This is a genomic window from Parasedimentitalea huanghaiensis, assembly GCF_009753675.1.
Taxonomy (GTDB): Bacteria; Pseudomonadota; Alphaproteobacteria; order Rhodobacterales; family Rhodobacteraceae; genus Parasedimentitalea; species Parasedimentitalea huanghaiensis.
In genome coordinates this window covers 46,760-73,630 of sequence record NZ_WQLV01000002.1, presented here as the reverse complement: position 1 = coordinate 73,630, position 26,871 = coordinate 46,760, and the positions used below count along the sequence as shown (strand labels likewise).

At 54.7% G+C, this 26,871-nt stretch carries 28 protein-coding genes and 1 riboswitch; of the genes, 21 read left to right on the top strand and 7 right to left on the bottom strand.

What is annotated here, in order from left to right:
- Positions 1-2: 2 nt before the first annotated feature.
- The 5 genes from fabB to fabA all read right to left on the bottom strand — a co-directional run bounded on the left by fabB (position 3) and on the right by fabA (position 4,673).
- Positions 3-1,232: a beta-ketoacyl-ACP synthase I gene (gene fabB, locus GO984_RS03980; protein WP_157021286.1), complete on the bottom strand. Its 1,230-nt coding sequence runs from the start codon at positions 1,230-1,232 to the stop codon at positions 3-5.
- Between the two features lie 290 nt (positions 1,233-1,522).
- The gene (locus GO984_RS23800; RefSeq protein ID WP_157021285.1) at positions 1,523-1,765 is read right to left on the bottom strand and encodes a sulfotransferase domain-containing protein; all 243 of its coding nucleotides are present in this window, start codon (positions 1,763-1,765) and stop codon (positions 1,523-1,525) included.
- Positions 1,726-2,331 (bottom strand): sulfotransferase domain-containing protein, encoded by a 606-nt coding sequence (locus GO984_RS03970; protein ID WP_280818098.1) that lies wholly within the window; start codon positions 2,329-2,331, stop codon positions 1,726-1,728. The genes GO984_RS23800 and GO984_RS03970 overlap by 40 nt, the downstream gene beginning before the upstream one ends.
- A 546-nt stretch (positions 2,332-2,877) precedes the next feature.
- The gene (locus GO984_RS03965) at positions 2,878-4,083 is read right to left on the bottom strand and encodes an alpha/beta hydrolase (protein WP_209279377.1); all 1,206 of its coding nucleotides are present in this window, start codon (positions 4,081-4,083) and stop codon (positions 2,878-2,880) included.
- A gap of 80 nt (positions 4,084-4,163) precedes the next feature.
- On the bottom strand, positions 4,164-4,673 hold the full coding sequence (fabA, locus tag GO984_RS03960) for a bifunctional 3-hydroxydecanoyl-ACP dehydratase/trans-2-decenoyl-ACP isomerase (protein WP_157021283.1): 510 nt from the start codon (positions 4,671-4,673) through the stop codon (positions 4,164-4,166).
- Positions 4,674-4,861: 188 nt separating this feature from the next.
- Between fabA and irrA the strand changes: the two genes are divergently transcribed.
- Positions 4,862-5,278 (top strand): iron response transcriptional regulator IrrA, encoded by a 417-nt coding sequence (gene irrA, locus GO984_RS03955; RefSeq protein WP_157021282.1) that lies wholly within the window; start codon positions 4,862-4,864, stop codon positions 5,276-5,278.
- Positions 5,279-5,285: 7 nt separating this feature from the next.
- On the opposite strand, the gene GO984_RS03950 is transcribed toward irrA, so the two are convergent.
- Positions 5,286-6,194, bottom strand: coding sequence for a LysR family transcriptional regulator (locus GO984_RS03950; RefSeq protein WP_157021281.1), 909 nt, complete (start codon positions 6,192-6,194; stop codon positions 5,286-5,288).
- Positions 6,195-6,291: 97 nt separating this feature from the next.
- Between GO984_RS03950 and GO984_RS03945 the strand changes: the two genes are divergently transcribed.
- Positions 6,292-7,089 (top strand): phytanoyl-CoA dioxygenase family protein, encoded by a 798-nt coding sequence (locus GO984_RS03945; RefSeq protein ID WP_157021280.1) that lies wholly within the window; start codon positions 6,292-6,294, stop codon positions 7,087-7,089.
- Positions 7,090-7,182: 93 nt separating this feature from the next.
- Here the strand turns inward: GO984_RS03945 and GO984_RS03940 are convergent, their stop codons facing one another.
- Positions 7,183-8,052 (bottom strand): glycosyltransferase family 2 protein, encoded by an 870-nt coding sequence (locus GO984_RS03940; RefSeq protein WP_157021279.1) that lies wholly within the window; start codon positions 8,050-8,052, stop codon positions 7,183-7,185.
- A gap of 125 nt (positions 8,053-8,177) precedes the next feature.
- Between GO984_RS03940 and miaB the strand changes: the two genes are divergently transcribed.
- From miaB to trpB, 19 genes are all read left to right on the top strand, one after another.
- Positions 8,178-9,500, top strand: coding sequence for a tRNA (N6-isopentenyl adenosine(37)-C2)-methylthiotransferase MiaB (gene miaB, locus GO984_RS03935; protein WP_157021278.1), 1,323 nt, complete (start codon positions 8,178-8,180; stop codon positions 9,498-9,500).
- A 253-nt stretch (positions 9,501-9,753) separates the two neighbouring features.
- Complete coding sequence (locus GO984_RS03930; RefSeq protein ID WP_209279382.1) at positions 9,754-10,317, top strand: OmpA family protein; 564 nt, start codon at positions 9,754-9,756, stop codon at positions 10,315-10,317.
- Positions 10,318-10,329: 12 nt separating this feature from the next.
- Positions 10,330-10,635, top strand: a complete 306-nt coding sequence (locus GO984_RS03925) for a hypothetical protein (RefSeq protein ID WP_157021277.1) — start codon at positions 10,330-10,332, stop codon at positions 10,633-10,635.
- A 143-nt stretch (positions 10,636-10,778) separates the two neighbouring features.
- A complete protein-coding gene (locus tag GO984_RS03920; protein WP_157021276.1) occupies positions 10,779-11,783 on the top strand; it encodes a PhoH family protein in 1,005 nt (334 codons plus the stop codon).
- Between the two features lie 74 nt (positions 11,784-11,857).
- Positions 11,858-12,370 carry an rRNA maturation RNase YbeY gene (ybeY, locus tag GO984_RS03915; RefSeq protein ID WP_157021275.1) on the top strand — a complete coding sequence of 171 codons (513 nt, stop codon included), beginning with the start codon at positions 11,858-11,860 and terminating at the stop codon, positions 12,368-12,370.
- A 23-nt stretch (positions 12,371-12,393) separates the two neighbouring features.
- On the top strand, positions 12,394-13,290 hold the full coding sequence (locus GO984_RS03910) for a hemolysin family protein (RefSeq protein WP_157021274.1): 897 nt from the start codon (positions 12,394-12,396) through the stop codon (positions 13,288-13,290).
- Positions 13,290-14,789, top strand: coding sequence for an apolipoprotein N-acyltransferase (gene lnt / locus GO984_RS03905; RefSeq protein WP_167740251.1), 1,500 nt, complete (start codon positions 13,290-13,292; stop codon positions 14,787-14,789). The genes GO984_RS03910 and lnt overlap by 1 nt, the downstream gene beginning before the upstream one ends.
- 61 nt (positions 14,790-14,850) lie before the next feature.
- A riboswitch (SAM-SAH riboswitch) is annotated at positions 14,851-14,899 on the top strand.
- Between the two features lie 5 nt (positions 14,900-14,904).
- Positions 14,905-16,086: a methionine adenosyltransferase gene (gene metK / locus GO984_RS03900; protein WP_157021273.1), complete on the top strand. Its 1,182-nt coding sequence runs from the start codon at positions 14,905-14,907 to the stop codon at positions 16,084-16,086.
- A gap of 165 nt (positions 16,087-16,251) precedes the next feature.
- Positions 16,252-16,902, top strand: coding sequence for a COG3904 family protein (locus GO984_RS03895; protein ID WP_245231001.1), 651 nt, complete (start codon positions 16,252-16,254; stop codon positions 16,900-16,902).
- 84 nt (positions 16,903-16,986) lie between these two features.
- Positions 16,987-17,730, top strand: a complete 744-nt coding sequence (gene trmB / locus GO984_RS03890) for a tRNA (guanine(46)-N(7))-methyltransferase TrmB (RefSeq protein WP_157021272.1) — start codon at positions 16,987-16,989, stop codon at positions 17,728-17,730.
- A gap of 50 nt (positions 17,731-17,780) precedes the next feature.
- Positions 17,781-18,872 (top strand): amidohydrolase family protein, encoded by a 1,092-nt coding sequence (locus GO984_RS03885; RefSeq protein WP_167740214.1) that lies wholly within the window; start codon positions 17,781-17,783, stop codon positions 18,870-18,872.
- A gap of 43 nt (positions 18,873-18,915) precedes the next feature.
- The gene (gene aroA, locus GO984_RS03880) at positions 18,916-20,262 is read left to right on the top strand and encodes a 3-phosphoshikimate 1-carboxyvinyltransferase (protein WP_157021270.1); all 1,347 of its coding nucleotides are present in this window, start codon (positions 18,916-18,918) and stop codon (positions 20,260-20,262) included.
- The gene (locus GO984_RS03875) at positions 20,262-20,771 is read left to right on the top strand and encodes a hypothetical protein (protein WP_157021269.1); all 510 of its coding nucleotides are present in this window, start codon (positions 20,262-20,264) and stop codon (positions 20,769-20,771) included. Before aroA ends, GO984_RS03875 begins: the two co-directional genes overlap by 1 nt.
- On the top strand, positions 20,768-21,385 hold the full coding sequence (gene cmk / locus GO984_RS03870) for a (d)CMP kinase (RefSeq protein ID WP_157021268.1): 618 nt from the start codon (positions 20,768-20,770) through the stop codon (positions 21,383-21,385). Before GO984_RS03875 ends, cmk begins: the two co-directional genes overlap by 4 nt.
- A gap of 460 nt (positions 21,386-21,845) precedes the next feature.
- A complete protein-coding gene (gene rpsA / locus GO984_RS03865) occupies positions 21,846-23,525 on the top strand; it encodes a 30S ribosomal protein S1 (protein ID WP_171021592.1) in 1,680 nt (559 codons plus the stop codon).
- Between the two features lie 343 nt (positions 23,526-23,868).
- A complete protein-coding gene (gene ihfB / locus GO984_RS03860; protein WP_127749944.1) occupies positions 23,869-24,150 on the top strand; it encodes an integration host factor subunit beta in 282 nt (93 codons plus the stop codon).
- 4 nt (positions 24,151-24,154) lie between these two features.
- On the top strand, positions 24,155-24,505 hold the full coding sequence (locus GO984_RS03855) for a LapA family protein (RefSeq protein ID WP_138161550.1): 351 nt from the start codon (positions 24,155-24,157) through the stop codon (positions 24,503-24,505).
- Between the two features lie 10 nt (positions 24,506-24,515).
- A complete protein-coding gene (locus GO984_RS03850) occupies positions 24,516-25,169 on the top strand; it encodes a phosphoribosylanthranilate isomerase (RefSeq protein ID WP_157021267.1) in 654 nt (217 codons plus the stop codon).
- A gap of 105 nt (positions 25,170-25,274) precedes the next feature.
- Entirely contained in the window at positions 25,275-26,528 is a 1,254-nt protein-coding gene (gene trpB, locus GO984_RS03845) for a tryptophan synthase subunit beta (protein WP_157021266.1), read from the top strand.
- Positions 26,529-26,871 lie beyond the last annotated feature (343 nt).

The following is a 26,871-nucleotide window of genomic DNA, read 5'->3' as shown; positions in this document are numbered from 1 at the left end:
GATTACCCTTTGTACTTGCTTAGGATCATCGATCCGTTGGTACCGCCAAAACCAAAGCTGTTGGTCATGACGCTGTCCAGACCGGCGTTTTCTACATAGGCCGTTGCGATCTCACCTTCGTTGATCGCCGGATCCAGCTCGTCGACGTTGATTGATGGCGTGATAAAATCATTGTCCAGCATCAACAGGCAGAAGATGGCTTCCAATGCGCCAGCAGCGCCCTGTGCGTGGCCGGTCATCGACTTGGTAGACGAGATCGGCGGTGTGGAGCCTTCGCCAAAGACGCGGCGCACCGCTTCGACTTCTCCGACATCGCCGACTGGGGTCGAGGTGCCGTGGGCGTTGATATAGGATACCGAACGACCTTCTGGCAGGGTTTCAAGTGCCAGACGCATGGCGCGTTCGCCACCTTCGCCAGATGGGGCAACCATATCGTGGCCGTCGGATGTTGCGGCAAAGCCGGTGACCTCGGCATAGATTTTCGCACCGCGCGCAACGGCGTGCTCCAGATCTTCCAGAACCACAATGCCGCCACCGCCCGAGATGACAAAACCATCGCGGTTGGCGTCAAAGGCGCGGCTGGCGGCTGTTGGGTCATCGTTCTTCTTGGATGACATCGCGCCCATGGCGTCGAATAGACAGGACAGGGTCCAGTCCAGCTCTTCACCACCACCAGCAAACATCACGTCCTGCTTGCCCATCATGATCTGCTCGGCCGCATTGCCGATGCAATGTAGTGAGGTCGAACAGGCCGAGGTGATCGAGTAGTTGATACCCTTGATCTTGAACGCTGTTGCCAAGTTGGCAGAGATGGTCGAGCTCATGCATTTTGGCACCGCAAAAGGCCCAATGCGTTTGGTGGCGCCGGTTTTGGCAACAACCTGGTGGGCCGTCAGCATGGCGCTGGTTGACGGGCCGCCGGAACCGGCCACCAGACCCGTACGGGTGTTGACCACTTGGTCGTCATTCAGGCCTGCATCGGCAATCGCCTGGCTCATGGCGATATGGGCATAGGCCGCGCCGTCGCCCATGAACCGCAGGGTGCGTTTGTCCACCAGTTCCTTGGTGTCGATTTTCAGCGTACCGGCCACCTGGCTGCGAAAGCCGTGTTCGGTCATTGAAGGGCTGGCTTCGATGCCAGATTTACCTGCCTTGAGCGAGGCCAGAACCTCGGCGGCGTTATTCCCGATAGAGGAGACAATTCCCAGTCCGGTGACGACGACACGACGCATACGTGCACTCCCTTGTTTGCTTATGTCTTACTATGCACTGCAGAGGTGAGGTGCAAGATAGGTTGCAGTGGCGTTGGCTTTATGTGTTGTTTGAAAGTTGGGGCAAATGTCGGCTGATAGGGTCGTTTGACCTTCACTTTGATTGCAGCATAGACAAAACAGAGTGGGAACAATGCGCAATTTTAGATTGGCCCTTCGAACCTGGTTTGTACAAGTGTTCTGGCCCAGCTATTGGTGACAAGATGCAGCGGGGACAAACCAGACTTGCGTGGTGAGTTGGGGCGTTACCCTTAGGCGGCGCCCTCCGAGCCATACTCCAACCATTTGCGGTCCTCTGGAGACAAGTATTCATCCATTATTGCGTCGTAAGCGGCCAATTCATCATTCGTCAGTTTGCCATGCCATTTGCCGCTGGTGCCGCTGTGAAAAAACTCAGCGTCCGACTTGACGAACCCCTTGCCACCGGATGGAGCAAAACGTTCGGCTTTGCCCTTCATGTTGTTGAACGTTGCGGCCTGAATAAGTTGCTCCATGTCTGTTTCGGTGTGGGAAATGCCCAGCAAATCTGACACGTTCTGGTGAACGTGCCTGCTAAATCTGTGGTCATATCCGCGTAGTGAAAAAGTGACACGTTGGGCCGCTCAGCAAGGGCCGAGACGGCTTTGTAATGCTGAAGGATATTCGCGAGCGGCATCGCATCTCCATCGAAGCCCTCTGCGCCACCGTCCAGAAAGCGGCGGATTGTGATGCCTTCGGCATCATCCTCGGGAAACCATGTGTCGAACCATGTCATCGAAATGTTGTGTACATGTTTGCGATACGAGAAATGCGCGTCAAGAGGGTGGCGAAACACGCAGATGTATTGCGCCTGATCGTCGAACGGCAGCCCGTCCATCGGTGTGTGACTTTTCATGCTGCGTCGATGCTGCATGGCTTCGAGCCTCTCCGCGACTTCGGACATCTCGCGGATACGGATGTCGACCCATGGCATTTTGACAGACAACTCTGTTTCGACCTCAGGATCACCGGAAAAAAGCAGAGACACGATGGTTTGCATCCAGGTGGTTCCGCATTTCGGGGGGGGGCACGACGAATACATCATCGGCGCGGATGTCGACCTTATCCCAACGTCTGTTGTCGGTTAGAGGCCCGAGGTAGAGCTTTCGGTTCGTCATGTCTGGCTTCTCCCGCTTGCGGTCTTAGTCAGGAAAGTTGGGGTGGAAGCAGAACGCAACTAAAAATACGGCTCATCACAAGCAGAGGAGCCTAGAAATTGCTTTCTGCAATTTTGAATTCAGTCCGTATTGGGCTTGTAGAAGCCGCTCGAGCAAACGAAATTTTAAAAGGGAAAAGGCTCTAGGCCTCTTCCCATTCAACGAAATTGGTTCGCTTTAAGTCTCGCAGGGCGTGATTTGCATGCCTTTGACATCGCAGGTGACATTTCCGGCTTAACCTCCGGTATAGAAGACAATCCTAGTCGAGTGATGACGATGGGACGCAGACGTGCACTCCCTTGTTTGCTTGTGTCTTACAAGGTTCTGCAAAGGCCTGGTGCGAGGTGGGTGAGGCACTGAACGAGCCCGCAGGCCGATTAGCGGCCGTGCTGGCAATCGGATGTTCCGTGATAATCGAGTTGCAACTTCGTTTACTTCAAGTGCCTATCAAAAAATTCGTACAATTCGCGCTGAGCATCTGTAGCTTCCGGCACGGGGCGGAGGAGGTTTTGCATATAGTCAGCGTGTGCTTGACCATCATATACATGGAGATCTGCGGTTACTCCAGCTCCTCTTAAGGCTCGGTGCATTCGGACCGTATCGCTTAGTAGAATATCCCGTGTACCTGATATGAGTATAGTTGGTGGAAACCCGTTCAGATTGCCATTGATAGGCGATAGGAGCGGGTTTGAGGGATCCGAGGTGCCAACATAGAGATCTATAGCTCCTTGAATGACGCCTCCTTCTTTCCTCGCGCCAAGCGGATCTAACCCCTCTAATGTGCGCCAGGTATCACTGATGTTCTGAAGGTCCGTCGACGGTGTGCCTGCAAATATGGCGCCCGGAAGTGGTAGCCCAAGTTCCTTTAGACGGAGCACCGTGCCGAGTGAAATGTTGCCTCCGGCAGATGTGCCTATCAGAGCTGTTTGCGAGTTGTCCTGAGTTTTGAGGATCTCTTGCCAAACAGCTACAGAGTCTTCGATTGCGGCTGGAAAAGGATGGAGCGGTGGTCGACGGTAGTCGACAGAAATCACTTTCACACCAAGCCCGCTTGCAGCCCATACCGCTTCGCGAAGGGCGCTGTCGCCACCACCGAATACCCAGGCTCCTCCGTGGATGTGGACGAAAACACGATCCCCCCAGCGGTCATTGACTTTTTTTGGTGTGACTACGTATGTGCGCACTCCAGCAATGTCTTTTACTTCGTAAGTCGCCTCGTTGTGGGCGACGGCTGCAAGGCCAAGCTCTACACCCGCCTTGTCGAACATAGCTTGAAATTCCAGCCAATCATCGGTGTTATTTGGGGCTGGGATGAACGGTGGAATTTGCCGTTCCTTTACAACTTCGAGCATCTCAGGTGATAGGCCGACTGGTGCGGGGATAGTGCGCTCACCTAGCGTCGTGACGCCTGGATAGATGGACGGTAATTCTTGAGAGACCAAGGGAGTAACAACAAAAACCGATAAGGCGAAACTGGCTGCCGCGCTGGCTGTCTTAAATAGGTGCATAACTCTCTCCGTTGAAGTTGTTGGAATACGTGAAAGACGGCAGCTAAACAAAGTCGACATTTGCAGGAAGTTTTTTAAGGTATATCCGTTCTGGGCAACGATAGAAAAGATCTCTTTCAGGCAAATCAAACGGGGTTTTCGAATGAAATGAGGTTCAATAAAGAGGCCGATAGAGCCTCTCTATCAAATTTCTCCATATGTCGACGCAATCAGCTCTCGCTGAGCGCGACTTTCATGCCTTTGACGTCGTAGATCACTTCGCCGTCGGCTTCGACGATGCCATCGGCGACCCCCATGGTCAGGCGGCGGGTTTGGATCGCTTTGGTGAAGTCGATTTTGTAGGTCAGCATTTTGCGCTCGGGGCGGACCATGCCGGTCAGTTTGACCTCGCCCACACCCAGCGCATAGCCGCGACCCTGCCAGCCGCGCCAGCCGAGGTTGAAGCCGGTCAACTGCCACAAACCATCAAGGCCCAGACAGCCGGGCATGATTGGGTTGCCGGGGAAGTGGCAGTCAAAAAACCACAGCTCGGGGTTGATGTCGAACTCGGCCACAATGTGGCCCTTGCCGTGGGCGCCGCCATCACCGCTGACTTCGGTGATACGGTCCATCATCAGCATCGGCGGGGCAGGGAGCTGCGCATTGCCGGGGCCGAATAGCTCGCCACGGGCACATTTCAGCAAGTCGTCTTTGTCAAAGCTGCTGGGGTAATCGGCCATACTGGCGCATCTCCTGCCTGATATATCAAATGGTGTTAAGTCCATGTAGCACCCTGCGAAAGGGTCCTGCAAGTGCAGGTCGAGTGCGTGAGGCAAGTGGTTCAGCGTAGTTGCGAATGAATTTCATTTGAAATTGGGGGTGACTTTCCCCTATATATGCAGGCAGCAACACGATGCAGGATCTGCTGATGACGCCAAATAGCGTGAAAATCGCAACCAACTGGCTGGAAACAGCCAACCTAAGGCCGACTCGGCAACGGGTTGCGTTGGCAGAGCTACTGGTCGGCGATGGCAATCACCGCCATGTCACCGCCGAAAGCCTGTTTGACTCAGCGCAGACCGAGGGCGCTGCGGTTTCCCTTGCAACCGTCTACAATACGCTGCGCGCATTTTGTGAGGCAGGGGTGTTGCAGGAAATTACCGTTGATGGCTCTAAGAGCTATTTTGACACCAACACCCATGATCACCCTCATTTCTTCTGGGAAGACGAAGGGCGGCTATCGGATGCTCCGGCGGATCAACTGGTGATACAGCGATTGCCCAAGGCCCCAGACGGGGTTGAGATTGCCTCGGTTGATGTGGTGATCCGCCTGCGCAGGGTTTGACGCAAAGCTAACGGGACGCCAGGTATTTTGGCAACTCTTTGGACAATGCAGACAAAGCGACGCCAAGTGGGCTGTCTTTTGGCATCTGACCATGACTGATCAGAACGATGGGTTCACGCGCTTCTGGGTCGGAGATGGGGATCGCCTTGAGCGGTTTGCCGTCATAGCTGAGTGACCCGGGTGGCAAGCTGTAGCTAATCCCAATGCCCTCGCCGTTGGCAGCAAGGCTTCTGAGCAATTCTAGCGATGCTGCGCGATGGGCGATTTTTGGCATCAGACCCTGTGCCTTAAACAAGGATAACATGTGCTGCACGGACAGCCCTTCATGTGACAGTGTCAGCGGAAACTGGGCCAGTTCAGCCAGTGTAACAGAGGCTTGCACCGAAACAGGGTGGTCGGGGGTCGCCAATGCATTTGGTGTGAGACGGCAGAGTTCAGTGCGGTTGAAGCTGGCATCCAGGCCAAGGTCGTAGCTGATAGCCAGATCTATTTCGCTTTTGCCCAATGCCGAGATCAGCGGATCGAAGGGATCAGCCCGAAAATCGATGCGGTGTCCGGGAAGGGCCGCACGTAGGGTTCTGAGAGCTGGAGCTAGTAAAAAGGGCGCGAGGTCGGAGAAGCAGCCAAAACAAAGAGGCTGCGCGCTTTTGAGGGGCAACGTCGGGTTTTCCAGTAATGCCGCCTGATCAAGCAGAGTTTGTGCTCGGGCCGCAAAGTCACGCCCCTGTGGGGTCAATATCAGGGCGGCACCGCGACGGCGTAGAAACAAGGAGTGTCCCAAGTGCTCTTCGATTCGAGCCAGCGCAGTCGACAGAGCAGGCTGGCTGACGTGCAGGGCCTCAGCTGCAGCTGTCAGCCCACCGTGCTGGGCAACACCTGCAACATATTCATAGTGGCGTAGGGTGAGGTATAACATGAGATTAAGGGTATAGTTAAAACATATTATTTGAAAGCATATGTCTGGCGGGGCAGGTTGCAGGCAAGGACAAACCAGATAGTTAAAGGAGCCCACCATGGTTCACCCTCTCATCACTCAGGACCACATCGACCAGTATCAACGTGACGGGGTCGTGTTGATCCGTGGGCTGTTTGCCAATCAGGTGGAGCAGCTCCGCGCTGGCGTGGCGGTTAACATGGAAGATCCTGGTCCCTATGCGTCGAACAACGACAAGGCGGGCGAAAGCGGCAGGTTCTTTGACGACTATTGCAATTGGACCCGGATAAGTGAGTTCAAAGACGCAATAGAAACCTCACCGGTGGCTGAGGTCGCTGCAGATCTGATGGGATCCAAGTCCGTACAGATGTTCCATGATCATGTGTTGGTCAAAGAGCCGGGGACCTCTATGGCGACGCCCTGGCATCAGGATGGGCCGTATTATTTCGTCGAAGGACAACAGACCATTAGCTTCTGGTCGCCGCTCGACGAGGTGACCAATGCGGCGCTGCGCTGTGTTGCCGGGTCACATAGGTGGGAAAAAGAGGTGTTGCCAACGCGTTGGGTGTCAGAGCAGGATTTCTTTGCCGATGATGGGCAGTACATGCCTGTCCCGGATCCTGATGCCGAGGGCATGACGGTGCTTGAATACCCAATGCAGCCCGGTGATGCGGTCGCGTTTAATTTTAAAACTCTGCACGGGGCGCGTGGCAATACGAGCAAATCCCGCCGTCGCGCGTTTTCGCTGCGCTTAGTGGGGGATGATGCACGCTATGTTGAGCGCCCGGGCCCCACATCGCCGCCTTATCCGGGGCATGAGATGGTACCAGGTCAACGGCTGCGCCAAGATTGGTTTCCGATGTTACTGCAGCGTTGAACAAAAATGGGGGCGCTGCCCCGCCACCCTTTGGGCGGCTCCCCCGGGATATTTAGGGCTAGATGAAGACCGGATCTGAGTAGTAGTGGCGTTTTAGAACCACTGGCCCGGTTCCATCAATCCCAAATCCAGCAACTGACGCGAGTGCCATTCAAACGGGGTCGAGTTGTGCCAGCGGAAACTGTCGATATCAAACGAAGATCCTGGGTTTCGCTTTAGTGCTTTGGCCGTTCTGAAGGAGCAGACTGCAGCCGTCAGGTTGTGATGCCAGGGGCAGGCGTAGGTATTGTATTCCTGATCGTCAAAGCGGTGATCAGGCAAAAGATTCAGGTTCGCTTTGGCGCGAAAGAGTGAAATTCGGTCGATCTTGCGGCTGCTCTGAGGGATATGTTCTTCGTAACGCCAGCGCACCCCCCCAAAAAAATCAAGCTGCCGGTCACGGGGGTGACCCGTCTCCGGGTCTGGCCGCGCCTGGGCGTAATAGCCGGACTTATCCAGATAGGCCTGTTCCAGTGAGACTGCGCTGGGCGTGGCCTGCAGATCCCCAGCGTAGAGGTCGATCACATAGGTCAACATTGCCTCACGACGTTCTTCGGTGTGAAAACTAAGCATTTCGGCTATGCTGCGTGTCTCGCAGAATGGGTAGAACAGGTATTCGGCGTTGTAGCAGTAGTAGAGCCAGCACCCGGGCTCTGCTGCGGAGATGACTTTGTTAACTGCGTTAAACACCGCCTGTGGCCGAGTTGCATCATAGGGTATGCGGTGTACCTTGGACATGATGTCTTTGGGCAGATCGAAAGCATCCGGCATCAGCGCGAGTACAGTGTTGAAGCCCGTTTGTAGATGGTGGCGCAGGGTGGTGGCAATTTCGACTTCATCTTCTACGAAGATCAGAGCCACCGGCCCTTTGACCAGCAGGTCTTTGCTTTGGTCAATAAAATCATCCAGCGAAGTGTACATCATGCCTGCTTGTCCCTGCCGTACTGGCGTTTTGTGTCAAAATCGGTTAATTGCGCCGGCATTGCAAGCAGTCGCTTTTGCCCTTATGGCAGGCGGCTACTTCCCTCCCGTGCTGAAAGGCTGACCTAATGAGCGCCCCGAAGAAGCTGTTTATCAAGACTTATGGCTGTCAGATGAATGTCTATGACAGCGAGCGCATGGCCGAAGCGCTGGGCGAGAAGGGGTATGTGGAAGCCAAAACCGCCGATGATGCGGATATGATCCTGCTGAATACCTGCCACATTCGCGAAAAAGCGGCCGAAAAAATCTATTCTGAATTAGGCCGTTTTAAGGGATTGAAGGCGGCCAAGCCCGATTTGAAAATTGGTGTTGCTGGCTGTGTGGCACAGGCCGAAGGTCAGGAGATCATGCGCCGCCAGCCAATGGTGGATCTGGTGGTTGGTCCGCAAAGCTATCACCGGCTGCCGGAAATGGAGACTAAGATCCGGCAGGGAGAAAAGGCGCTCGACACAGATTTTCCGGAAGAAGACAAATTCGAAAAGCTAAAAAGCCGCCCAAAGGCCAAGCGTGGCCCGACCGCTTTTCTGACCGTTCAGGAAGGATGTGACAAGTTCTGTGCTTTCTGCGTGGTGCCGTATACCCGTGGTGCCGAAGTTTCGCGCCCGGCAGATCGTATTTTGACAGAGGCGCGTGATCTGGTTGAGCGGGGCGTGCGCGAGATCACCCTGTTGGGGCAAAACGTCAATGCCTATCACGGCGCCGGTGAAAACGGAGACCTGACACTGGCGCAGTTGATCTGGCAGTTGGATAAGGTCGACGGGTTGGAGCGGATCCGCTTTACCACCTCGCACCCCAACGACATGATGGACGACCTGATCGAGGCGCATGGCACATGTACCAAACTGATGCCCTATCTGCATCTGCCGGTGCAGTCGGGATCTGACAAGATCCTCAAACGGATGAACCGCAGTCATACAGCCGAGAGTTACCTGCGTGTGGTGGAAAAAATCAGAGCCGCGCGGCCGGATATCTTGTTGTCCGGTGATTTCATCGTTGGCTTCCCAGAAGAGACCGAGGCGGATTTCCAGGCGACATTGGATTTGATCGCAGAGGTTAAATACGGCACTGCCTACTCCTTTAAATACTCTACCCGGCCGGGGACGCCCGCTGCAGAAAGGCCTCAGGTCGATGATGCAGAAGCTTCCGAACGGTTGCAGCGCTTGCAAGCCTTGTTGAGTCGACAGCAGCGTGAGATCCAAGAAAGCATGGTTGGGCGCGAAGTCGGTGTCTTGCTCGAGAAGCCTGGCCGTTTGTCGGGGCAGATGGTTGGCAAATCAGACTACCTGCATTCGGTTCATGTGTCTGACTGCAATAGAGAGGTTGGCGATCTGGCACGGGTGCGCATCATGGCCTCTTCAACCAATTCGCTGGCGGGTGAGCTTATCCGTTGAGAGACTCGCCTATGAGAAATCAATTGATGGGCGGCCCTCCTTTAAGAGGTAATGCTGGATTAAGGAGTTAAATTGAACACAATCCGCCCAAAAACGCTTGAGTGTTCAGGGATCTGGCATAATTTAATTTGTAAAGCATATGAATACGCAGGTTAAATGTCTAAAAGTTGGGTAGAATATATTTATTGTGCGCGTCGCGTTGTGGGGCTTTGCGGCGTTGTGGGGGAACTTAGGTGAAGGATATCTCGTTGTGTTGAATTTCAAAGCGAAGGGTGCACTTGCCACGCTGGCCGCTGTCGCGACCACCCTGGGGCTGTTGACCGCGCCGGTGCAGGCGCAACAAACACGAACTGTTGTAGGGGAACGCTATGTGCCAACGATCTGGGTTGACCCGGATGGTTGTGAGCACTGGGTGATGGATGACGGTGCCGAAGGCTTCATGTCGCCCCATGTGACGCCAGATGGCAAACCTGTGTGCCGCCGTGGTAACATTTGCGGCGTTATGCCCACCGATCAGTTCTTTGCGACTGACCGGCATTCAATTAATGCTGCCGGCAAGCAACGTCTGCAAGAGTTCTTTAAGACAGCCAATGCGCGTACCTTCGTCATTGTCGGCCATACCGATAGTCGGGCATCCGACGAGTATAACATCCGCCTGTCTGAACGGCGTGCAAATGCAGTTGCGCGGGTTGGTAGCTCAGTCGGAGCGCGTATCGCCGACGTCCGTGCCTATGGTGAACGCGATCCTGCCGTGCCGAACACCAGTGCCGCTAACATGGCGAAGAACCGCCGTGTTGAAATTTATTGCCTGCGCTGAGGGAGAGAACTCATGCAAATGTCCAAAGCCGCTGCGCTTGTCGCTGCTGTAGCTATGTTGTCCGCTTGTTCTGAGACAGGCAATAAAACTGTTGACCAGCATTTTGGTGATGCCAGTTCTGGCGATCTGTCTCGGATGCAGGCTGGGATCTGGGTTGATCCCCAAGGCTGTGAACACTGGTTGATCGACGATGGCCTTGAAGGCTACGCCGATCTGCGCCGCACGCCTGATGGCAAACCCGTCTGTAACAGTGAGTTGCCACGTAATACCGCTACTGGCCCATATAAAAGCGGATCTTCTTTCCCTGACGCGCTGTAGTCTTGTTTGGCATTGATCTTTAAGCGGCCGCCCCTATAGGCGGCCGTTTTTGTCTCAATTGTGTAAAAATACCGCGCTGGTGCTTGCACCCCGGCTCACGCAGAGTCACAGTATAAAGGTAACGCCCAAAACAGGAGATCAGTTTGGCCCTTGGCATCCTGAACCCAACAGAAGACCAACCCTCAGATCTGGATGTACTGCTGGAATTTCCCGACAATCGCCTGCTGATAGATCTGTGCGGTGAATATGATCGCAACTTGGCTGATATCGAAAAAAAGCTAGAGATACAGATTGTCCGTCGTGGCAATCAGTTACGACTCATTGGACCTGCGGATGCCAAGGAACGTGCGGCAGAGATTTTACAGGCGTTGTATCAGCGGTTGGAAGGCGGCCGGGTGGTTGAACACGGCGATGTAGATCGCGAATTGCGGATGGCGCCCAGTCAGGAAAAATCTCCCGGTGATCAGTTGGAAATGTTCAAAGGCGGAAACGTCGAGATCAAGACCCGCAAAAAACTGGTCGAACCCCGCACAGACGCACAAAAGGCTTATGTCCAGTCGCTGTTTGCTCATGAACTGGCCTTTGGTATCGGCCCTGCCGGTACTGGTAAAACCTATCTGGCTGTTGCTGTGGGTGTCTCCATGTTCATTACCGGGCATGTGGACAAAATTATTCTATCGCGCCCAGCGGTCGAGGCCGGCGAAAAGCTGGGCTATTTGCCCGGCGACATGAAAGACAAAGTCGACCCATACATGCAGCCGCTCTACGATGCGCTGAACGATTTCCTCCCCAGTAAGCAATTGGCCAAACTGTTGGAAGAAAAGCGGATTGAAATCGCACCACTGGCATTTATGCGCGGGAGAACCCTTTCAAATGCTTATGTTGTTCTGGATGAGGCACAAAACGCCACCACCATGCAGATGAAAATGTTCCTCACCAGGCTTGGTGAAGGATCACGTATGGTGATTACCGGCGACCGCACCCAGATCGACCTGCCACGAAACGTGCCCTCTGGCCTGCAGGATGCCGAGCGCCTGTTGAAAGTGATCCCAAAAGTCAGCTTCAATTATTTCACCTCGCGGGATGTCGTGCGCCACCCACTTGTCGCCGCCATCATCGAAGCCTATGAGGCTGATGACAAAGCCTGAACCCTTCCCCTGTTCATCTAGCCAGAAATATCCCGGGGGTTTGGGGGCTGGCCCCCAACCTATGCAAGCGAACCATGATCCTTGAAATCAGTATAGAAGACGACCGCTGGCAGCAGGATGGCTTTAACGTTCTGGCTGCCAAGGTCATTGCCACCACATTAATTCATCTCGGGATCGATTCAGACATCTGCGAACTCTCCCTTCTGGGGTGTGACGATGCGCGTATCTCAGAGTTGAATGGCGAATTTCGTGATAAACCCACGGCAACCAACGTGCTCAGCTGGCCAGCTGAAGACCTTGCGCCGGAACTGGCGGGTGGAAAACCCGATAAGCCTGAGCCTGATTTTACCGGTGAGATCCCTCTCGGGGATGTCGCAATTTCATATGACACCTGCGCTCGCGAAGCTGCAGATGCAGGTAAGCCAATGGAGGATCACGTGTCTCATTTGGTCGTTCACGGGGTCTTACATCTATTGGGTTATGATCACATTCGTGACCCAGATGCCACTCTGATGGAGGCCATAGAGGTCGAGATACTTGGCAAATTGGGTGTGGATAACCCATATACAGAAAATGACAGTCCCTGAACGGGACCTAACGGATAGGAAAAATGGGCGATATAGACGGCAGTTCTAACGCGGCGCAACGCGCGCAGCCGAACGATACCAGGGCGGAACCTGTACAAGATACCGGGTTTCTCGGTCGAATATTCGGGTCTTGGACACAGACAACTTCCAACGAAGAGCCTAAAGCCAACGGTCACGTTGTGCAGCAGGTCTCGCTGGCTCAACCCCATGGCATAATCAATCTCTCCCGGATGCGGGTCGAAGACGTGGCAATTCCCACGGCTGAAATTATGGCCGTCCCAATCACCATTCCGATGGAAGAGTTGGTGCAGATGTTCCGCGACAGTGGATTGACCCGGATACCGGTCTATGAGGGTACGCTGGATACGCCGCTGGGGTTTGCTCATCTCAAGGACCTTGCGCTGACCCATGGGTTTAGCAGCGATGACCGTGATTTTGATCTCAAGTTGATGTTACGACCGCTGCTGTTTGTGCCACCGTCTATGCCCATCGGGGTCTTGTTGTCCAAGATGCAGACCGAACGCCGCCATATGGCTCTGGTGATCGATGAGTATGGTGGTGTGGACGGGCTTCTGACCATCGAAGATTTGATCGAACAGGTGGTGGGTGAGATCGAAGATGAACATGATACCGGTGAAGATCAGACATGGTTCAAGGAAAAGCCGGGTTGCTACATTGCTCAGGCGCGCACGCCGCTGGATGAATTCGAGGCTGAAATTGGCCGTTCACTGACCAGTCACGAGGACGTAGATGAAGAAGAAATCGACTCACTGGGTGGCTTGGTGTTCATGTTGTCCGGCCGTGTGCCTGCCCGTGGCGAAGTTGTGCTGCACCCGGATGGGCCGGAATTTGAGGTGATGGATGCAGACCCACGCCGAATTAAGCGGCTTCGGGTGCGACTGCCGGACAAAACAGGGTGATTGCAGTTCAGCGGCTGGCGAACGGACCGATCCTAATTCGGTCCGCTACAACTCTCCTGAGTCTCGGGCTTGGTATTGTACTGGCGCTGGCATTAGCGCCTCTGCAGTATTTGTGGGCCGTGCCCTTCGCTTTGGGGCTGGTGTCGCTACAATTTCTTAGGGCCACTTCAGTTCGCAGCGGAGCATGGATTGGCTGGCTGTTTGGGCTTGGATATTTTGGATTTGGGCTGTCCTGGATTGTCGAACCGTTTCAAGTTGATCCGGACCGGCACGCCTGGATGGCGCCGTTTGCGTTGTTCTTCTTAGCAGGGGGACTAGCGCTATTCTGGGCTGTAGCCTTTGGAGTAGCAGCACGGGCTTTCCACAGCAGTTTGCGCGTGCTGGCGCTAATTGTGTCATGGTCGCTGGCCGAGTTTGGTCGGGCGTATCTTTTCAGCGGCTTGCCCTGGGCAGCTTTTGGTCAGTTTTGGATCGATAGTCCCGCTGCCGTTTTATTGCCTTGGATTGGGCCGCACGGGCTGGCTTTTTTGACATTGGCAGCTGTGCTGCCGCTTGGTTTGCTTCCTCGCCGCCCGGTTTTGGCTGGTATTCCACCGCTACTGGCACTTTTCGCAATGGTTTTATTGCCGTCGCCAGCTGAGCCGCTTTTGACACAGAATGTGGTGCGCTTGGTGCAGCCAAATGCCCCTCAGGACCAAAAATGGCACCCGGATTATCGCTGGGGATTTGTACGTCGGCAATTGGGGTATACCTCTGCTACACCGCGTCCGGATCTGGTCGTTTGGCCGGAAACCGCTGTGCCGCAATTATTGAATTATGCTGACGAAACTCTGGCGGCGATTGCGAATGCCGCAGATGGAGTGCCGGTAATTACAGGAATTCAACGCTCTGAGGGGCTACGGTATTTCAACTCGTTGCTGGTGCTGGATGAACAAGGTTCGACGAACCAGATCTATGACAAAACCCATCTGGTGCCCTTTGGAGAATATGTACCCTTTGGTGATTTTTTCGCACGTTTTGGCATTGCTGGTTTTGCCTCGCAGGCCGGTTCAGGCTATACTTCGGGGCAGGGCGCTCAGATATTGGACCTGGCAATTGGTAAGGCTCTGCCACTTATCTGCTATGAGGCAGTGTTTCCCCAGCTTGTGAACAAGGCGCCCGAGCGGCCCGATATGTTGGTTCAGATCACCAACGATGCTTGGTTTGGCATCTATTCCGGTCCCTATCAGCACCTGGTGCAGGCTCAGATGCGCGCAGCAGAACAGGGTTTGCCGATGATCCGTGCGGCAAACACTGGAGTCTCGGCAATGATCGACGGCCACGGTCGGATACGCGAAAGCCTACCGCTGGGAGAAGCGGGTTTCGTTGATGCTGTCCTGCCACAGCCGCTACCCCCGACGCTGTACAGCCGTGTTGGCGATTTGCCTGTGTTTTTGCTTCTGCTGTTGCTAGCTGGCATAGTGGTGTGGAGGCACCGGTCTAACGCAACTTGCACATAGCTAATTAACCGTTGCTGCTTATAGATTGACCCTCGCGTAAAAGCCGCGTATTTCCGCCCAATACCCACCACAACGGCTTCCTGACGTGGTAGGCGAAACCCAATGGAGCATTTTCATGACCCGTAAGAACTTTACTTTCACCTCGGAATCCGTTTCCGAGGGGCATCCTGACAAGGTTTGCGACCGCATTTCGGATGCCGTTTTGGACGCTTTCTTAGCAGAAGAGCCTGAGGCCCGTGTTGCAGCTGAAACCTTTGCAACCACCAATAGGGTGGTGATCGGCGGCGAAGTCGGACTGTCCGATCAGGAGAAACTACACGACTATATGGATCGTATCGAAGATATCACCCGCGCGTGTATCAAAGATATTGGCTATGAGCAGGAAAAATTTCACCACGAAACAGTGGAAGTAACCAACTTGCTGCATGAACAGTCCGCGCATATTGCGCAGGGTGTTGATGCCGCGGGCGACAAAGACGAAGGCGCTGGCGATCAGGGCATTATGTTTGGTTATGCCACAACTGAAACGCCGCAGTTGATGCCTGCTCCGATCCAGTATTCGCATGCGATTTTGCGTCGTCTGGCCGAAGTTCGCAAAAACGGCACCGAGCCGGCTTTGGGCCCGGACGCAAAGTCGCAGCTTTCTGTCGTTTATGAAAACGGCAAGCCTGTCGGTGTTAGCTCGGTCGTGCTGTCAACACAGCACCTGGACGAAACGCTGACTTCGGGTGACATTCGTGCACTGGTCGCCCCCTACATCACCGAAGTTCTGCCCGAAGGCTGGCTGACTGATGCTACCCAATGGCACGTCAACCCAACCGGAAAGTTTGTCATCGGTGGACCTGACGGCGACGCTGGGCTGACAGGACGAAAGATTATCGTTGATACCTACGGTGGTGCTGCGCCGCATGGTGGCGGTGCATTCTCGGGCAAAGATCCGACTAAGGTTGACCGTTCAGCGGCCTATGTAGCGCGCTATCTGGCTAAAAACGTGGTGGCAGCGGGTATGGCCGAACGCTGCACCATCCAGCTGTCATATGCGATTGGCGTATCTAAACCACTGTCGATTTACGCCGATACTCATGGTTCAGGTGATGTTGATGCCGCAGCCATCGAAAAGGCAATCGACCAGGTCATGGACCTGACGCCGCGCGGGATTCGAAAGCATCTGGGACTGAACAAGCCAATCTATCAGCGGACAGCTGCCTATGGTCACTTTGGTCGCGCGCCAGAGGCCGACGGCGGCTTTAGCTGGGAAAAGACTGATCTGGTTGAGGCGCTGAAAAAAGCGGTTTGATAATAGATCTGATGACACTGAAAAGGCGGGCCGCGTGCCTGCCTTTTTCTCTGCCGTGAACCAGGCAAAATCCGGCCAACAAGGCAGGTTGCAATTGACGCTTGGTTGAAGGCACGAACATAGGCATAATTAAAATCGTTACTTAGCTTACGATTGGATCCTTCTATGTTTCGAACCCTGCTGGTCTGTTTTTTGATTGCAAGCCCTTTGTCCCTCTGGGCCAAGGACACGTTGCCGGAGAAATTTACCATCGACGGGCATGTGCTGATTTATGATACCGAAACCGAAATCAAAGGCAGTAATGCCGAGATGACCAACGACGACATCGAGGCGCTGCGGACCGTGTTGAGCAGCCATCCCGATGTCACCGAACTACGCCTGAACAGCAGTGGTGGCAGTGTTTACGCTGGCGAGGAAATGGCCTGGATCGTTATCGATTTCGGTCTCGACACGGTTGTGGCTGGTGAATGTGTAAGCGCCTGTATTGATGTCTTCCTTGCGGGAGATCGGCGTCGGATGATGTTGGGGTCAAAAATAGGATTTCACCAACGGAGTTGGTCCTCTAATTCGGTCAAGAAATACTACGACAGCTGGAAGGAAGACGAAGCCTGGGACTCGCCTTTCGACTTTGGCAGCTGGATTTACGCGGATACTCAGTCTGAGATTTATGAACATCTTGCCTATCTGGTGGAACGGGGGGTCGACCCCGGCTTTGCGATCGAAACTCTGCGGGTTGAGTCTGGCGGCGAATGGTATCCGTCGCGATTGAAAATGATTGCGGCTGGGGTGCTGCGCGAAAGCCCGATGGCAAACTGACCATCGCCGGGTGACTTGACCCAGCCGGATGGTTGCGGCACAGGAGCTGCTAGTATTGCCATAGCGCCAAACAGGAAACCGCAGATGTCCGACGATCAGACCTCCAGTGACAAACCTAAGGGCGACGCCCACGCGAGTGGAGCGCCATGGCGCAATTTTTATGGCCGGTTTAAGGGCAAAACACTGAAGCCCAACCAGAAGGTCTATCTGGACGAGGATCTTGCGCTGCTCAGTCCCGGTGCGGTGGGTTGGGACGAGAACCCCAACCGAGATAATCTGGATCTGCAGGCGCTGTTCGGTGGTCGGGACGTTTGGCTTGAAGTTGGGTTTGGCGGCGGCGAACATCTGGTTCATCAGGCTGCGGCCAATCCGGATGTCGGGATCATTGGCGCCGAGCCGTATATCAACGGTGTTGCCACGTTGTTGGGCAAAATTCGTCAGGCCAAATGCGAGAACATTGCAGTGCACCCCGGTGATGCGCGGGATCTGATGGATGTTTTACCCGAGGCGTCGATTTCACGCGCCTTTCTGCTCTATCCAGATCCTTGGCCCAAAAGCCGCCATCACCGCCGCCGTTTTGTGACGCAGGAACATCTTGAGCCGCTGGCGCAGGTGTTGAAACCCGGAGCCATCTTTCGGGTTGCCACCGACATCCCTGATTATGTGCGCCAAACGCTTGAAGAAGTGCCCAAAGCAGGATTCGAGTGGCTGGCAGAAGGGCCTACGGACTGGAGGGATTCATGGGATGATTGGCTGTCCACCCGATACGAGCAGAAAGCCCTGCGCGAAGGCCGGACACCACATTACCTGACGTTCAAACGGCTTTGATTCAGTGATCCGGCATGTCATGCTCGCCTGATATTTTAGGGAGCTATTTCATGTCGGATATTCGTATCACAAATTGCCATATTCATACCTTTACAGCACAGCATATACCGCGGAGCTTTCCGTTTCCTGCGATACGGTTTTTGCGCAGTGAACCGGGGCTCGTTTTAGGGTTGGCCAAGTTTCTGCGGACAATCGGGCAAGAACACATCTCGGAACAAGTGGTACGCCTGCATCAGTTTCTATTGCAGGGCTCGCAGCCCTCGCAGGCGCATATTCTTGCTGATGTGGTCCGGCACTATCCTCGCGGTACACGGTTTGTGGTGCTGCCAATGGATATGTCCAAAATTGAACGTGGTCCGGTACCTGTGGGGTTGAAAGACCAGCATGATGAACTGGCCCAGCTTAGGGATGCGGCAGAGCCTGCTGGCAGTGTCGTGCCATTTGCAACGGTTGATCCGCGCGACCCTGTAAGTGTTGCGGAATGCTTGCGCGCCCTCAATGAACTGGAGTTCAAAGGGCTGAAGATCTACCCAAGGCTTGGCTTTGCACCTGATAACCCTTTGCTGATGCAGCAAATCTATCCACGCGTGATTGAACTGGGATTGCCAGTGATGACCCATTGTTCTCGTGGCGGGGTACAGGGGCGTTATGTGTGTGATTACAAAGGTGATGGATACACCCGACCACATGCGTACCTGCCGGTGTTACGAAAGTTCCCTCAAATGCGCCTGTGCTTTGCCCATTTTGGGGGGCAGGTTGACTGGACGGCCTATTCCAATGCGAAAGACACCCGTGGCAAAGAAAACTGGATGGAACAGATCCGCGAGATGATTGGGGGCGGTGAATTCCCCAACCTTTGGACCGACATTTCCTACACCATGTTCCATTTCGAGGCTTTTGCACCGATCCTGCGCATGTTGCTGAAAGGCGATGATGTCGCAAGCCGGCGGTTGCGCTCCAGAGTTTTGTTTGGCTCGGACTTCTATATGACCCGGCAGGAGGAATTGAGTGAACGTGCCGTCAGCATTCGGCTGCGCAATACTTTGGGTGAGGAATTGTTCAAGCAAATTGCACAAACCAACCCAGAAGTCTGGCTGGATGGGGGCAGTGAAGATAAATCGCTCTGGACCGGGCTGGGGTGATTGAGTAGGAAATTGCTAACGCTCACATAAGGAAGTCGCACGAATGTCTGCACACGGCGCCCCAACCCCGATGATCTCTCACCGCTGCGGCCCGTTGCAAGGCGTGGCCGAGGTGCCTGGCGACAAGTCGATTTCACATCGTTCCCTTATTTTGGGAGCGATGGCGATTGGTGAAACCAAGATTACCGGGTTGTTGGAAGGCGAAGATGTGCTGGACACAGCCAAGGCCATGCAGGCCTTTGGCGCCGAAGTGGTGAACCACGGTGGCGGCGAGTGGTCGGTCTTTGGCGTTGGTGTTGGCGGTTTTGCAGAGCCGGGCAATGTGATCGATTGTGGCAATTCCGGCACCGGTGTGCGGCTGATCATGGGGGCAATGGCAACACAGCCGATCACCGCGACCTTTACGGGTGATGCCAGTTTGAATGGCCGTCCAATGGCCCGCGTCACTGACCCGCTGGCACTGTTTGGCGCTCAAGCCGTTGGCCGCAAGGGTGGGCGCCTGCCCATGACCATCGTCGGGGCCGCTGATCCAGTGCCGGTGCGCTATGTGGTGCCGGTGCCTTCAGCGCAGGTGAAATCAGCAATGCTGCTTGCTGGCCTGAACGCGCCGGGCAAGACCGTCGTTATCGAAAAAGAAGCCACGCGCGATCACTCTGAACGGATGCTGGCCGGGTTTGGCGCAGAGATCACTATTGAAAACACCGACGAAGGCCGCGAGATCACCTTGACTGGTCAGCCTGAGTTGAAACCACAAGTGATTGCAGTGCCGCGTGATCCGTCCAGTGCTGCGTTCCCAGTTTGCGCTGCAATTATTACACCAGGCTCGGACGTGTTGGTCCCCGGTATTGGCCTGAACCCGACCCGTGCCGGTCTGTTTACTACCCTGCGCGACATGGGGGCTGATCTTACATATGAGAATGAGCGCGAAGAAGGCGGCGAACCTGTTGCCGACCTGCGCGCCAAGTACTCGCCTAACATGACGGGCATCGAGGTGCCGCCTGCGCGGGCCGCCTCGATGATCGATGAATACCCGGTCCTGTCGGTTGTGGCTGCCCATGCTACTGGCAAGACCATGATGGCCGGGGTCAAAGAACTGCGGGTCAAGGAAAGCGACCGCATCGACGCCATGGCCAAAGGGCTGCGCGCCTGCGGCGTGACTGTGGACGAGGGCGAGGATTGGTGGCAGGTCACAGGTTTGGGCCCCGAAGGTGTGCCAGGTGGGGCAACATGCGCCAGCCAGCTGGATCACCGTATCGCAATGGCCTTTATGGTGCTGGGCATGGCAGCCCAAAATCCGGTCACAGTGGATGATGGCGGCCCGATTTCAACGTCGTTTCCGATATTTGAACCGCTGATGGGTGCATTGGGCGCCAAGTTGAGCCACGGCTGATGCAAGGTCGGCAGATATACTGGGGTGTCTTTGCTGCGGCTCTTGGTGTTTACGCTGTCATGATCGTCTGGACTTTGCCGAGCATTACGCAATCCGCAGGCGGTCTGCCACCGTTTGATTTGCGCCCGATGGGCTATAGCGCTGAGGAGGCGCGCGCCTTTCTATCTGCACTGGGGGCCGAAGGACGGGCGCTCTACACCGGTCCTCAACGACTGCTGGATATGGCCTATCCAGCGCTTCTTGGCTTTGTGCTGATCGGCGCGTTGCAGCATCTCTATGCCAAGGGCTGGCTGCTGACGCTATTGGTCTTTGTGGTACTGGCCGCAATGGGATCGGACTACTTGGAAAACATGCGGGTGGCCCTGCTGTTGTCAGGCGATACCAGTGATCTGACCATAGCTTCGGCCTCTCGTTCGACGGTAATGAAATCTGTCCTGACCTCGGTTGCTATGTTCGCTGTACTGGCGGGCTTGATCCGGTCGGGTTGGCGAGGCTGGACAAGCAAATGACTGATACCTTCACTATTGCAATCGACGGGCCTGCCGCTGCGGGCAAGGGCACTATTTCCAAAGCGATAGCCGCTCAGTTTGGTTTTGCTCATTTGGACACTGGTTTGTTGTATCGCGCAGTTGGGGCGCGGGTGTTGGCTGGGGTTGAGCCCATCGAGGCCGCTATAACCCTGCAAGCCGAGGACCTGGACCGCGACGACCTGCGCACGGCCGAGGTGGCACAAGCAGCCTCCAAAGTAGCCGTGATTGCCGAAGTGCGCGCTGCACTGGTCGATTTTCAGCGCGCTTTTGCCCGCCGCGCTGGCGGTGCGGTGTTGGATGGGCGCGATATTGGTACCGTGATTTGCCCCAATGCCGAGGTTAAGCTGTACGTTACCGCTAGCGCAGAAGTGCGGGCGAAGCGGCGGTTTCTGGAGTTGACTGGTAAGGGCGAGGTGACCTCTCTGGAGACCGTTCTTGCCGATGTTATGGCGCGTGATGATCGCGATATGAACCGGGCCGAGGCACCGATGAAGCCAGCCGCGGATGCGCTGACGATAGACACCAGCGAGTTGAGCATCGAGCAGGCGCTGCAGGTTGCATTGAAAGAGATATCAGCGCAAAGAATGCCCTAGGCTCTAGTGTTTTCTGAACGGTTCGCATGAAATTAGTCACTGCGGTTTCTTGGCTATTGCTGTTTTATCACCAAGTTCCAGCTTGTTCTGGTCGCCCGTCATCCTAGGAACGACAATGTCGGTTGGGGTCTGGTGGGAGCTTAAGCAGCTGTATTCGCGAGTGCTGAGGTGACTGAAAATGTGCCGAGCGAGGGCCGTTTCGACTATTATCTTCCGTAAAATGCGCGGTTGCAAACAACGGTTCCACTTGCACCGACAAGAGAATCCGAATATATCGCGCGCTGTCAGTATAGAGGCGGCTAACGTCCACACGGCATTATGAGCAGGGCTGGGGTATCCTCCGGCCCTTTGTGTTTGTTTGCTTATACCGTTTGCGCGGCGCCCATACTGACCAAACCCCAAGACCGGCGGAGACAACCGCACGGCCAGAAAACAAATGTAAAAGGAAACATGAGACCTCATGGCTCAAAACGTATCTATGGAGGACTTCGAAGCCCTTCTGAATGAAAGCTTCGAAATGGACACCCCTGATGAGGGTTCCGTTGTAAAAGGCAAAGTCATCTCAATCGAGGCTGGCCAAGCTATCATCGACGTCGGCTACAAGATGGAAGGCCGCGTTGATCTGAAAGAATTCGCTAATCCTGGTGAAGAAGCTGAACTGGCTGTTGGCGACGAGGTAGAAGTCTACCTGCGTTCCGCTGAAAACGCCAAAGGCGAAGCTGTTATCTCGCGTGAGATGGCCCGCCGTGAAGAAGCTTGGGATCGTCTGGAAAAAGCATACGCAAGCGAAGAGCGCGTCGAAGGCGCAATCTTTGGTCGCGTCAAAGGTGGCTTCACTGTCGACCTCGGCGGCGCAGTTGCGTTCTTGCCCGGTTCGCAGGTTGACGTTCGCCCCGTGCGCGACGCTGGCCCACTGATGGGTCTGAAGCAGCCGTTCCAGGTTCTGAAAATGGACCGTCGCCGTGGCAACATCGTTGTATCGCGTCGTGCGATCCTCGAAGAGTCGCGTGCCGAACAGCGCGCTGAAGTTATCGCCAACCTGACCGAAGGCCAGGCTGTTGATGGTGTTGTGAAAAACATCACTGAATACGGTGCGTTTGTTGACCTGGGCGGCGTAGACGGCCTGCTGCACGTCACTGACATGGCATGGCGTCGTGTGAACCACCCATCCGAGATCCTGACAATCGGTGAGACCGTTAAGGTCCAGGTTATCAAGATCAACAAAGAGACTCACCGTATCTCCTTGGGCATGAAACAGCTGCAGGACGATCCTTGGGATCTGGTTGCTGCGAAGTTCCCACTGGAAACAGTGCACACTGGTCGCGTCACCAACATCACCGACTACGGTGCATTTGTTGAGCTGGAGCCAGGTGTTGAAGGTCTGGTTCACGTGTCCGAAATGTCCTGGACCAAGAAAAACATCCACCCTGGCAAGATCGTTTCGACCAGCCAGGAAGTGGAAGTTATGGTTCTGGATATCGACAGCTCCAAGCGTCGCGTATCCCTGGGTCTCAAGCAGACACAGCGTAACCCATGGGAAGTCTTCGCAGAAGCCAACCCCGAGGGCACCGAAGTCGAAGGCGAAGTCAAGAACATCACCGAATTCGGTCTGTTCATTGGTCTCGAAGGCGACATCGACGGCATGGTTCACCTGTCCGACCTGTCATGGGACGAGCGCGGCGAAGATGCGATCCAGAGCTACCACAAGAACGACATGGTTCAGGCCGTTGTCTCCGAAGTGGACGTTGAAAAGGAGCGTATCTCGCTCTCGATCAAAGCCCTGGGTGGCGACAAGTTCGCTGAAGCTGTTGGCGGCGTGAAGCGCGGTTCAATCGTGACTGTTGAAGTCACCGCGATCGAAGAAGGCGGCATTGAAGTTGCGTATGAAGGTATGAAGTCCTTTATCCGTCGCTCCGATCTGTCGCGTGACCGTGCTGAGCAGCGTCCTGAGCGTTTCAACGTTGGCGACAAAGTCGACGTTCGCATCACCAGCGTCGACTCCAAGACACGTCGTCTGGGTCTGTCGATCAAAGCTCGCGAAATTGCTGAAGAAAAAGAAGCAGTGGCGCAGTATGGCTCCTCGGATTCCGGCGCATCGCTGGGCGACATCCTGGGCGCAGCACTGAAGTCTGGCGACTAATCTTCCGCTTCGCTAGCGTATCGAAATTAGAGAGGCCCCGTGTAATAGCGGGGCCTTTTTTGTGATTGTTGGGTAATTGAAATCGAGGCGGCATTGGTAGGGTGATTAGTTGGGGTTCCGAATCAACAGTTTTCAGCCTTAGCTGAGGCCCGCCTCTATCGTTCGAGTACCTGAAAATGAGAGACGACTTGCCCGAATTGGGTTCGATGTCAGCGGAAAAGTGCCAAATGTGGTGCGTTTTCATACTGGGGGTGCGCAGTTTCTGTTCCCGATTCTAGATTTATTTCCTATAGTTGTTTCAAATCACACAGCTTTTTGCCGTTGGCTTGGGAGGGCCGAAACTATGATCCGCTCGGAATTGATTCAGAAGATTGCAGACGAAAACCCGCACCTGTATCAACGAGACGTTGAGCGGATCGTTAATACGGTATTCGAGGAAGTCACTGGCGCCATGTCGCGTGGTGATCGGGTCGAACTGCGTGGGTTTGGTGCCTTTTCGGTGAAAAAGCGCGACTCGCGGGTTGGACGCAATCCTCGTACTGGTGAAACGGTCCAAGTTGATGAAAAGCATGTCCCGTTCTTTAAGACCGGCAAGTTGCTGCGGGACCGTTTGAACGGAAAATAAATTGATGCGTTATGTTCGCTATGCCTTCTGGGGCGCTCTCGGGATCATTCTGATTTCGGTGAGTCTGGCCAATCGTGCCATTGTAGATCTAAAGTTGATGCCTGACGCAGTTGCTGAGTTGTTGGGATTTAATCCCTCCATCGGACTTCCCCTGTTTGTTGTGGTTCTGGGCGGGGTAGCTTCCGGATTGATCATTGGATTCATCTGGGAATGGATTCGTGAGCACAAACATCGACGTGCTGCTGGTGGGCAAGCCCGCGAAGTGCGTAAGCTGTCGCGGGAAGTGAACAAGCTGAAAAAGCAAAAGAACGAAGGCAAAGACGAAGTTCTGGCCATTCTCGACGACGCCAGCTGAGGCTAATCCAATGAGTGATATCCGGGTTAAGATCTGCGGCTTGCGCACAGCTGACGACATTGAAACCGCAGCCAAGGCGGGTGCGGCTTATGTCGGTTTTGTGTTCTTTGCTAAATCCCCACGGCATGTATCGTTGGAAGACGCAGCCGAATTGGCTGCGCTGGCTCCAATGGGGGTGTGCAAGGTGGCGTTGACGGTAAATGCAAGCAACAGTGAGTTGGACGCCATTACCGCAGCAGTACCACTAGATATGTTGCAGTTACATGGATCCGAAAGCCCTGAGCGTGTTACGGAAATCAAAGCTCGGTACGGATTGCCTGTTATGAAGGCTATCGGCATTGCCGACGAGGCGGACCTCCCACAAATTGACATCTATTCTGCTGTAGCTGACCAACTACTGATTGATGCCAAACCACCCAAGAATGCAGATCTGCCCGGAGGAAACGGGCTGGCGTTTGACTGGCGGCTGCTGGCAGGCCGCAAGTATTGGCAACGGCCATGGATGCTCGCAGGGGGGCTGACGCCAGAAACCGTGAACGAGGGGATCCGGATGACGGGTACATCTCAGGTTGATGTCTCTTCCGGGGTTGAGAGCGCCCCTGGTGTTAAAGATCAGGCGCTGATCGAAAGCTTTACCAGGTCGGCACTTGGCAAGCAGGGCTAATGCCCTTGAAATTCTCTGTTTATATCGTGGATTCCGCAGTGCCTCTCTTTACCCGTGCAGGTACCCGCGATACTCATGGGCGGCGACGCGAAGAAGGAAGAAACCATGGCCGAAGATCTTTTTAACAGCTTCATGAACGGACCTGATGAACAGGGTCGTTTTGGTATCTTTGGCGGGCGGTTTGTATCTGAAACGCTGATGCCGCTGATCCTGAGCCTTGAAGAAGAATACAACCGGGCCAAGGATGACGACAGTTTCTGGGCTGAAATGAAGGATCTGTGGACGCACTATGTTGGTCGTCCAAGCCCTCTGTACCATGCTGAGCGGCTGACTGAGCATCTTGGCGGTGCCAAGATCTATATGAAGCGCGACGAGTTGAACCACACCGGTGCGCATAAAGTGAACAATGTACTGGGTCAGATTATTCTGGCACGACGCATGGGTAAGACGCGGATCATTGCTGAAACCGGTGCCGGGCAGCACGGCGTTGCAACTGCCACCGTCTGTGCCAAGTTTGGCTTGAAATGTATCGTCTACATGGGCGCGCACGATGTACAGCGTCAGGCCCCCAATGTATTCCGCATGCGCCTGTTGGGTGCCGAAGTGATCCCGGTGACCTCAGGCCGTGGTACTTTGAAGGACGCGATGAACGACGCCCTGCGTGATTGGGTGACCAACGTTGCAGATACATTCTACTGTATTGGTACGGCGGCGGGGCCACATCCCTATCCCGCGATGGTGCGTGATTTCCAGTCGATCATCGGCAAAGAGGTCCGTTGGCAGTTGGCCGAGCAGGAAGGCGAAGGTCGTCTGCCGGACACCGTGATTGCCGCCATTGGTGGTGGCTCAAACGCCATCGGCCTGTTTCATCCGTTCCTCGACGACAAGTCGGTCCGGATCATTGGTGTTGAAGCTGGCGGCAAGGGTGTCAACGACGACATGCAGCATTGTGCCTCGCTGACTGGCGGTCGTCCCGGAGTGTTGCACGGCAATCGCACCTATTTGCTGCAGGACGAAGATGGGCAGATCATGGAAGGGTTTTCAATTTCGGCTGGTCTTGATTACCCAGGCATCGGGCCAGAGCATTCCTGGCTGCATGACACCAAACGTGCCGAGTATGTGTCGATCACAGACGTTGAAGCGCTAGAGGCTTTTCAGTTGAGCTGTGCGCTGGAAGGCATCATTCCCGCGCTGGAGCCAAGCCATGCCTTGGCGCATGTGATGAAGATCGCACCGGACCTGCCTAAGGACCATATTATCGTAATGAACATGTGTGGCCGCGGCGACAAGGACGTCTTTACTGTTGCTCGCCACTTAGGGTTCGACATGTCCGATACAGAAGGTCGCGATCTGGACTAAAATCTTATTCGGCTATCGAATACTGACATTGAAGTTGGGCAATGCTCTCAAATTGGAGCGTTGCCCATTTTGTATGGTTCCCCGTTAGTTGGCCTGCATACTTCGAAAAGGTAGAGCTAGGGCCGCAATTGAAAGTGGGAACCGCCCACCCTGATTGTTTTCGCGGGCACTGAGCATTTTTTTCGTTGTGATCCGCTTTTCCCTCATTACGAGCAAATCTGAAGTGATCTGGAAAATCGGTAGTGCGTTTTACGCACTAATAGGTGGGTGTTTTGTAACGGCTTTTTACGACGCGGATCGGTTTGAATTGCAACCTTAAGTGTAGTCGTACGTTGAACTTACC

Excerpts from the sequence above, each read along its gene's own strand:
- fabB (WP_157021286.1), bottom strand. The coding sequence starts at position 1,232 with ATGCGTCGTGTCGTCGTCACCGGACTGGGAATTGTCTCCTCTATCGGG.
- GO984_RS23800 (WP_157021285.1), bottom strand. The coding sequence starts at position 1,765 with ATGGAGCAACTTATTCAGGCCGCAACGTTCAACAACATGAAGGGCAAA.
- GO984_RS03970 (WP_280818098.1), bottom strand. The coding sequence starts at position 2,331 with ATGTATTCGTCGTGCCCCCCCCCGAAATGCGGAACCACCTGGATGCAA.
- fabA (WP_157021283.1), bottom strand. The coding sequence starts at position 4,673 with ATGGCCGATTACCCCAGCAGCTTTGACAAAGACGACTTGCTGAAATGT.
- irrA (WP_157021282.1), top strand. The coding sequence starts at position 4,862 with ATGACGCCAAATAGCGTGAAAATCGCAACCAACTGGCTGGAAACAGCC.
- GO984_RS03950 (WP_157021281.1), bottom strand. The coding sequence starts at position 6,194 with ATGTTATACCTCACCCTACGCCACTATGAATATGTTGCAGGTGTTGCC.
- GO984_RS03945 (WP_157021280.1), top strand. The coding sequence starts at position 6,292 with ATGGTTCACCCTCTCATCACTCAGGACCACATCGACCAGTATCAACGT.
- GO984_RS03940 (WP_157021279.1), bottom strand. The coding sequence starts at position 8,052 with ATGATGTACACTTCGCTGGATGATTTTATTGACCAAAGCAAAGACCTG.
- miaB (WP_157021278.1), top strand. The coding sequence starts at position 8,178 with ATGAGCGCCCCGAAGAAGCTGTTTATCAAGACTTATGGCTGTCAGATG.
- GO984_RS03925 (WP_157021277.1), top strand. The coding sequence starts at position 10,330 with ATGCAAATGTCCAAAGCCGCTGCGCTTGTCGCTGCTGTAGCTATGTTG.
- ybeY (WP_157021275.1), top strand. The coding sequence starts at position 11,858 with ATGATCCTTGAAATCAGTATAGAAGACGACCGCTGGCAGCAGGATGGC.
- GO984_RS03910 (WP_157021274.1), top strand. The coding sequence starts at position 12,394 with ATGGGCGATATAGACGGCAGTTCTAACGCGGCGCAACGCGCGCAGCCG.
- metK (WP_157021273.1), top strand. The coding sequence starts at position 14,905 with ATGACCCGTAAGAACTTTACTTTCACCTCGGAATCCGTTTCCGAGGGG.
- GO984_RS03895 (WP_245231001.1), top strand. The coding sequence starts at position 16,252 with ATGTTTCGAACCCTGCTGGTCTGTTTTTTGATTGCAAGCCCTTTGTCC.
- trmB (WP_157021272.1), top strand. The coding sequence starts at position 16,987 with ATGTCCGACGATCAGACCTCCAGTGACAAACCTAAGGGCGACGCCCAC.
- GO984_RS03885 (WP_167740214.1), top strand. The coding sequence starts at position 17,781 with ATGTCGGATATTCGTATCACAAATTGCCATATTCATACCTTTACAGCA.
- aroA (WP_157021270.1), top strand. The coding sequence starts at position 18,916 with ATGTCTGCACACGGCGCCCCAACCCCGATGATCTCTCACCGCTGCGGC.
- GO984_RS03875 (WP_157021269.1), top strand. The coding sequence starts at position 20,262 with ATGCAAGGTCGGCAGATATACTGGGGTGTCTTTGCTGCGGCTCTTGGT.
- cmk (WP_157021268.1), top strand. The coding sequence starts at position 20,768 with ATGACTGATACCTTCACTATTGCAATCGACGGGCCTGCCGCTGCGGGC.
- rpsA (WP_171021592.1), top strand. The coding sequence starts at position 21,846 with ATGGCTCAAAACGTATCTATGGAGGACTTCGAAGCCCTTCTGAATGAA.
- ihfB (WP_127749944.1), top strand. The coding sequence starts at position 23,869 with ATGATCCGCTCGGAATTGATTCAGAAGATTGCAGACGAAAACCCGCAC.
- GO984_RS03855 (WP_138161550.1), top strand. The coding sequence starts at position 24,155 with ATGCGTTATGTTCGCTATGCCTTCTGGGGCGCTCTCGGGATCATTCTG.
- GO984_RS03850 (WP_157021267.1), top strand. The coding sequence starts at position 24,516 with ATGAGTGATATCCGGGTTAAGATCTGCGGCTTGCGCACAGCTGACGAC.
- trpB (WP_157021266.1), top strand. The coding sequence starts at position 25,275 with ATGGCCGAAGATCTTTTTAACAGCTTCATGAACGGACCTGATGAACAG.